The sequence below is a fragment of the Mesorhizobium sp. M1396 genome, from assembly GCF_040317725.1.
Lineage (GTDB): Bacteria > Pseudomonadota > Alphaproteobacteria > Rhizobiales > Rhizobiaceae > Mesorhizobium.
The window spans coordinates 1-4,395 of record NZ_JAMYLA010000122.1; the positions used below are offsets into that span (position 1 = coordinate 1).

Sequence of the window (4,395 nt, forward strand, 5' to 3'; positions counted from 1 at the left end):
CCTCAGACGCTTCAACGCCATCACAGACGGCTTCGTTCTCGCCTCGCAAAATCAACCCGAAGCAAATGTGTGCGCACGCTAGCCCCTTGTGGGAGAAGGTGGATCGGCGCGCCAGCGCCGAGACGGATGAGGGGTGCTGGACGCAATGAGGCGCCGGAAATCTTGCGTCCCACTTCATCAGAACACTCCTGAGGTCGATAGCGGCGAGACGTCGAGTTCCCTGGAACACCCTTCATCCGTCTCGACGCTACGCGTCGATCCACCTTCCCCCACAAGGGGAGAAGGCAGAACCAGCGCCCTCTCAAGCCCGCCGCGACCCCTCCAGCGGCACCTCCCGGTCGCTCAGCATCCGCGCTTCGCTGCGCACCCGCTGGCGTTCGTCGATGAACGCCGCCTGGATCGTAACGGTCGCTCCCGGCAGCCCGTCGGCGCGGCAGGCTGAGCAGACGATGCGGCCCGACAATGCGGCCAGCGGCGTATTGCCCGTCACTCCGAACCGCTTCAACTGATCGGGCCGCCACCAACGGTTGCGGCCGCAATCGGCGCACTCGACCGAGATCGAGGCAACATGCGCGATTGTTGGTTCCCTGCCCGGCAATGCCATCGCCCCTCCCTCGTCTTTTGTTCCTGATTTGTTCGCATATTCCTGCGTTTTGCGCCAGGAGTCGAGTCGCCGTTTTCAAACATTCCCAAATGTTTTTCTTCTATATATTTTTGAGTTATGCTTATATAAACTCGTAAATGTGAGTCGGAGGCGTAAGCCACCGCCACATCAAGCCCGGGAGTGACGATGGACGCCGCCGATTTCGCCCGCGCCTGCGGTTACACCGGCGACAGCCCAGCCCTGCTCGAAGCCTTCGAAACCATCCGCCGCGACGGTATTGCCCACGCCCGCCAGGATCACATCAGGCACAAGGCGATGATCGACGAGCTGAAACAGTCGGAGATATTGTTCCTGGCCGCGGTCGGCCCCGCGCTATCGGCTGGGGAAGCCATCGAGGATGCCGCCCGCGTCATCGCCTGCTGGCGCAACATGCCGCGCTGGCGCCAGGAGCGGCGCCTGCCCGATCTCGTCAGGGCCAAACAGCAACGGCTCGTGGCGCGCTACTTCCGGCGGTACAGCGAGCGGCTCTGGGCGCGCGAGGCGGCGTGAGGACTGGACCAGCCATTTCCGGGTTCCATCAGCTATCTTGTCTTTCCAGACTGCACCCGGGTGGCGATCGTTCGACGTGCATGATTTGGAATGTTCAAGACTGCCCGCTCAACAGTTCAGACCTGGATAAGGGCCGGCGCGGGAACCATCGCCGCTTTGTTCGTCGCCGGGCCTGACGGGTGCCTTCGGCGCCCTACCCACCCAGGCCCCGCACCTCGGTCACGTCGGCGAAGCGCTCGCGATCCAAGGAAATGGCTACAAAGCCGTTGCCGGCGAGATGCAAGGTCACCTGCTCGTTGGTGATCGTCACACGTTCGACCAATCTGGCATGGTGATCCGCCAGACGTGCGGACACTTCGGTATTTACAGTGGTCCCCGCCTCATCGGAAAAGCTTATGCCAATTCCGTATCCGGGCTCGCCGCTGTCAATGCTCTTGATCGACTTTCCTACCAACCTTTCGGCTAAGGGCCCTCATGACTTCCTGCTCATCTTGGACGAATGCCTCTCCGGCGGCGTAGCCGCCCGTCCCGCCTCTCTCACCGTCTCACCCGCGACTTCAGCCACCGGTCGAACGCCACCGCCAGGATCAGGATCAGTCCGATGACGATGCTTTGCGTGTAGGAGGAGACGTTGTTGAACTGCAGCCCGTTCTGCAGCACGCCGATCAATGCCGCGCCGACCACTGTGCCGCCGACCGAACCGATGCCGCCGAACAGCGAGGTGCCGCCGATGACGACGGCCGAAATGACCGTCAACTCGTAGCCGATGCCGGCGACCGCCTCGGATGAGTTGAGCCGCGCCGACAGCACGAAGGCGGCGAGCCCGGCGAAGAAGCCGACGATGACGTAAACCGAGATCAGGATGCGGTCGACGCGCAGGCCTGACAGGCGGGCCGCCTCGGCATTGCCGCCGACGGCATAGACGGCGCGGCCATAGCGCGTGTAGCGCAGCACGATGTGGCACAGGATGGCGGCCGCCGCGAAGATGAGCGCCGGCACCGGCACGGGGCCGATCAGCCCGGTGCCGAACCAGCGCATCGAGGCGTCGAAGCCCGAGATCGGGCCGCCATTGGAGATGGTCAGCGTCAGCCCGCGAAACACCGTCAGCCCGCCCAGCGTGACGACGAAGGGCGGCACTTTCAGCCTGGTGATGACTAGCCCTTGCACGCCGCCTGCCGCCGCCCCCACAACGACGGCGGCGAGCAGCGCGGCGAACCAGCCATAGCCTTGCGTGCCGGAGGTCGACAGCGACAGCGTGTTGGCGGTGCCGCCCTTGGCCACCACGGCGGCGACCATGCCGCAGAAGGCGAGCAGCGAGCCGACCGACAGGTCGATGCCGGCGGTCAGGATGACGAAGGTCATGCCGAGCGCGATCAGCCCGGTGATCGAGATCTGCCTTGTGATGTTGAACAGGTTGATCGGGTCCATGAAGCTCGGCTTCAGCACGGTGAAGACGACGATCAGAGCCACCAGGAACAGCAGCGGCCCGAAACTCATCAAAAGCCGCGCGAAATTGATGCCGCCGCGCTGTTCCTCCGCCACGCTCATGGTGTCTCCTTGCGGTCGAGTGCCATCAGTTCCATCAGTCTTTCTTCGCTTGCCTCGACGCCCGGCATCTCGCCGGTGATGCGTCCGCGGCGCATGGTCACGATGCGGTCCGAAACCGCCAGCACCTCGGGCAGTTCGGACGAGATCATCATCACCGCAATGCCGCGCGCCGCAAGCCGCACCAGGATCTGGTGCACTTCCGTCTTGGCTCCGACATCGACGCCGCGCGTCGGCTCGTCGACGATCAGCACCTTGGGATCGCGCGCCAGCCAGCGTGCCAGGACCACCTTCTGCTGGTTGCCGCCCGACAGGCCCTCGATCGCCTGCTCGGCAGAAGCCATGCGGATCGACAGCATCTTCCTGAAGCCGGCGAGCGCATCGCGCTCGCGCCGCTCGGCCATGAAGCCGAAGCCGTTGCTGAAGCTGCCCAGCGAGGCGACGGAAAAGTTCGGCAGGATGCCGAGTGCGGCAAAGATCGCCTGGTGCTTGCGGTCTTCCGGCACCAGGCCGATGCCGAGCGCGATGGCATCGGCGGGTGATGCCGGCGCTATTTGCTTGCCGTCGAGCGTGATCGTACCCGCCGCGATGCGGTCGGCGCCGAAAATGGCGCGCGCCAGTTCCGTGCGGCCCGAGCCGACAAGGCCGGCGACGCCGAGGATTTCGCCGGCCTTGAGGTCGATGTCGACACCGTCGAGCACGATGGCGTGCGGCGCCTCGGGATCGCGCACGGTGCGCAGGCCGCGCACCGACAGCACGACATCGCCGGCGACCGCGCGCTGCGTCGGCCGCGCATAGAGCTCCGATGCCGCCCGGCCGACCATCTTTTCGATGATCCTGGGCAGCGCGATTGGCCCACCCTCGCGGTTAAGATGCCCGGCCAGCCTGCCGTCGCGCAGCACCGTCATGCGATCGCAGATGGCGGAGGCCTCCTCCAGCCGGTGGGTGACGAACATGATGGCGACCTTGTCCTTGCGCAGCCGATCCATGATCGACAGCAGGCGCTGCACCTCGGTCTCGGTCAGCGCCGATGTCGGCTCGTCCATGATGATCAGCCGGCTTTTCAGCGACAGCGCACGGGCAATCTCGACCAGCTGCTGTTCGGCCACCGACAGCGCTGAAACCGGTGTCGTCGGATCGATCGACAGGCCGACGCGGGCGATGATGTCGCGGGAGTCTCGCTCCATGCGCCGCCAGCTGACCAGTCCGAGCGGACCGAGCGGCGCGCGGCCGATAAAAATGTTCTCCGCCACCGTCAGCGTCGGGATCAGGCTGAGCTCCTGATAGATGGTGACGATGCCGAGCCGCTTGGCATCCTGCGGGCTCGATGGCTGATAATCGGCCCCGTCGAAGATGATGTGCCCGCTGGAGGGCGGCATGACGCCCGACAGGATCTTCAGCAGCGTCGACTTGCCCGCGCCGTTTTCGCCAAGCAGCCCGAGGATTTCGCCGGTGCGGATGTCGAGCGAGACATCGCTCAGCGCGGTCACGCCGGAAAAACGCTTGGTGATGCCCTCGACGGCGAGCAGGATGGGCGATGGGGCGTTGGCTTCAGCTGGCGACAAGGGGTGCTCCCGGATTGCGGTTCATACCAGCCCCTGTCAGCGCTTGAACACCCCCCTCTGTCCTGCCGGACATCTCCCCCGCAAGGCAGGGCTGTCCGGGGAAATTTATTCATATATGAAGGCCATCTGATT

General features: G+C 64.8%; 5 protein-coding genes. 1 reads left to right on the top strand and 4 read right to left on the bottom strand.

Annotation, left to right across the window (positions count from 1 at the left end; all coding sequences use genetic code 11):
• Positions 1–301 precede the first annotated feature (301 nt).
• Positions 302–604: a hypothetical protein gene (locus tag NKH02_RS34070; protein WP_352871447.1), complete on the bottom strand. Its 303-nt coding sequence runs from the start codon at positions 602–604 to the stop codon at positions 302–304.
• Between the two features lie 186 nt (positions 605–790).
• Between NKH02_RS34070 and NKH02_RS34075 the strand changes: the two genes are divergently transcribed.
• On the top strand, positions 791–1,153 hold the full coding sequence (locus NKH02_RS34075) for a hypothetical protein (RefSeq protein ID WP_352884220.1): 363 nt from the start codon (positions 791–793) through the stop codon (positions 1,151–1,153).
• Positions 1,154–1,346: 193 nt separating this feature from the next.
• On the opposite strand, the gene NKH02_RS34080 is transcribed toward NKH02_RS34075, so the two are convergent.
• From NKH02_RS34080 to NKH02_RS34090, 3 genes are all read right to left on the bottom strand, one after another.
• Complete coding sequence (locus tag NKH02_RS34080) at positions 1,347–1,607, bottom strand: hypothetical protein (protein WP_352871445.1); 261 nt, start codon at positions 1,605–1,607, stop codon at positions 1,347–1,349.
• Between the two features lie 83 nt (positions 1,608–1,690).
• Positions 1,691–2,701, bottom strand: coding sequence for an ABC transporter permease (locus NKH02_RS34085; RefSeq protein WP_352871444.1), 1,011 nt, complete (start codon positions 2,699–2,701; stop codon positions 1,691–1,693).
• A complete protein-coding gene (locus NKH02_RS34090; RefSeq protein ID WP_352871442.1) occupies positions 2,698–4,263 on the bottom strand; it encodes a sugar ABC transporter ATP-binding protein in 1,566 nt (521 codons plus the stop codon). Before NKH02_RS34090 ends, NKH02_RS34085 begins: the two co-directional genes overlap by 4 nt.
• Positions 4,264–4,395 lie beyond the last annotated feature (132 nt).